The sequence below is a fragment of the Falsiroseomonas oryziterrae genome (assembly GCF_021864505.1).
In the GTDB taxonomy this organism is placed as follows: domain Bacteria; phylum Pseudomonadota; class Alphaproteobacteria; order Acetobacterales; family Acetobacteraceae; genus Falsiroseomonas; species Falsiroseomonas oryziterrae.
On record NZ_JAKJIB010000485.1, the window covers coordinates 1 to 2,145 of the forward strand.

General features: G+C 75.2%; 3 protein-coding genes. All 3 read left to right on the forward strand.

The genetic code is table 11. The features are described from left to right. Positions 1-544: hypothetical protein (locus L2I40_RS22250; RefSeq protein WP_237217493.1), on the forward strand; the 544-nt coding region annotated here is incomplete at its 5' end. Positions 545-676: 132 nt separating this feature from the next. After that, on the forward strand, positions 677-1,678 hold the full coding sequence (locus tag L2I40_RS22255; RefSeq protein ID WP_237217494.1) for an ABC transporter substrate-binding protein: 1,002 nt from the start codon (positions 677-679) through the stop codon (positions 1,676-1,678). A 184-nt stretch (positions 1,679-1,862) separates the two neighbouring features. Then, positions 1,863-1,988: a hypothetical protein gene (locus tag L2I40_RS24515; protein ID WP_272911002.1), complete on the forward strand. Its 126-nt coding sequence runs from the start codon at positions 1,863-1,865 to the stop codon at positions 1,986-1,988. The last annotated feature ends 157 nt before the right edge of the window (positions 1,989-2,145 follow it).

Here is a 2,145-nt window from a genome sequence, read left to right on the forward strand (position 1 = left end):
CCAGCCGGGCACCTGGCTGCGCGCCCGGCCGGGCTGCGGCGGCGCGCCCGGCCACCCCTTCCTCAAGCTGCCCGGCAGCAACGCCTTCCGGACCATCCCCGACGGGCTCTGGCTGCATTTCGGCGCCGACCCGGACGATCCCTGGGTGGACATCCTCTGCATCGAGGCCTGCAGCACGGTGCCCAACCTGCAGGACAAGCGCGCCCGCTTCGCACCCTCCACCAGCTCGATGCTCGTCGTCTGCCCGCATCGCTGGCTGCTGCAGCCCATCGAGCCGGAGGAGGCGCTGCCGCGCTGGCGGCTCATCCGGCTGCTGCGGGAGGAGCCGCAGGACGCGGTGATGATCCCGGTGCGCGACATCCGGGTCATCTACGGCCTGAAGCCGAACCACTATCAGGCCGTCGCCGCCGCGCAGGTGCCGCAGCCGCACGAGTATTTCTGCCCGATGGACGCGCTTACGGCCGAGCGCGGGCACGAGGACCCGGCGATGGCCGCCCTCATCTCCCGCGCCTCCCACGCGGCGAACTTCATGCACATCGCCTGACGCAGGGGGCCGCGCCGGGCCCCGGCGCCGGCGCGGCCGCGCGACTGCAACACGAACTTCACGATCCCCCCCTGCACGCCCGGCGCGGAGGCGGCTAATCGGGCGCATCCGCGCCGCCCGGGGGGGGACCGCATGACGAATCGCATCCATCGCCGCACGCTCGGCCTCGGCGCCGTCGCGCTGGCGGCCGCTGCCATCCGCCCGGCGGCGGCCCAGGAGGTGTCGGGCCCGCTGGTGCTCTACACCTCGCAGCTCGAGCCCGACGCCGCCGGCACGGTGGAGGCCTTCCGCCGCCGCCATCCCGGCGTGCAGGTCGAGTGGATCCGCGCCGGCACCGGCCAGATCATGACGCGGCTGCGCGCCGAGATCGCCGCCGGCAGCCCGCGCCCCGACATCCTGCTGCTCGCCGACAGCCTCACCTTCGAGGGCCTGAAGGCCGAGGGCCGCCTGCGCGTGAGCCCGGAGGTGCAGACCGCCGGCATCCCGGCCGAGCATCTCGACGCCGGCCGGACCTATTTCGGCACCAAGCTCATCACCACCGGCATCATGCACCACCAGCGCGCGCCCTTCGCGCCGCGCCGCTGGGCAGACCTGCTCGATGCCCGCGCGCGCAACCAGGTTGCGATGCCCTCGCCCGCCGTCTCCGGCGCCGCGGCGATCCACCTGCTGGCGCTGACGCAGAACCCGGCCTTCGGCTGGGGCTATGTCGAGCGCCTGGTGCAGAACGGCGTGCAGGCGCGCGGCGGCAACGGCCCGGTCATGCAGGCCGTCGCCGGCGCCGAGCGCGCCTTCGGCATCGCGATCGACTACCTGCCGATCCGCGAAGCCGCGCGCGGCGCCCCGGTGCGCTTCGTGTTCCCCGAGGACGGCGTCAGCGCCATCACGGAACCAGCGGCGATCCTCTCGACCGCCCGCAACGTGCCGGCCGCGGTCGCCTTCATGAACTTCCTGCTCTCGCGCGAGGGCCAGGAACTCGCCTCGCGCCAGGGCTTCCTGCCCGCCGATCCGGAGATCCCGCCGCCGGCGGGCTTCCCCGATCCGCGCTCGATCCGCGTCATGCCGCTGGATGCCGCCCGCGCCGCCCGCGAGCAGGAGGAGACGCTGCGCCGCTTTGCGCAACTGGTGGGCGGCTGACGCGACCAAGGCCCTCCCCCGCAGGCGGGGGGTCGGGCGCCAAAGGCGCCGGACGCCAGAGTTGCGGCGGCATCGCCGCCGCATACGACGGCTGGTCGGGGTGGGGGTTGGTGACTCGCCGCCACCCGCCCGACGTGGCCACCCCCTCCCGCTCCGGCGCGGCATCGCCTAACCCTCGGCTGTCTTGACCGCCGCTTCCCGTCCCCTTGCGATCCTCGCCGCGCTCTGGCTGCTCGCCATCGGCGCGCTGCCGCTCGCCCGCCTGCTCGCCGAGGCGCTGGGCGACGGCGCCGTCGCGCGCGCCTTCTGATCCGAAGAGCACACGCCTGAACCCCAGCCACTAGCTCATCTCGTACGTCGGCTTCCGCATGAAGAAGGGGGGGGGGGGGGGGGGGGGGGGGGGGGGGGGGGGGGGGGGGGGGGGGGGGGGGGGGGGGGGGGGGGGGGGGGGGGGGGGGGGGGGGGGG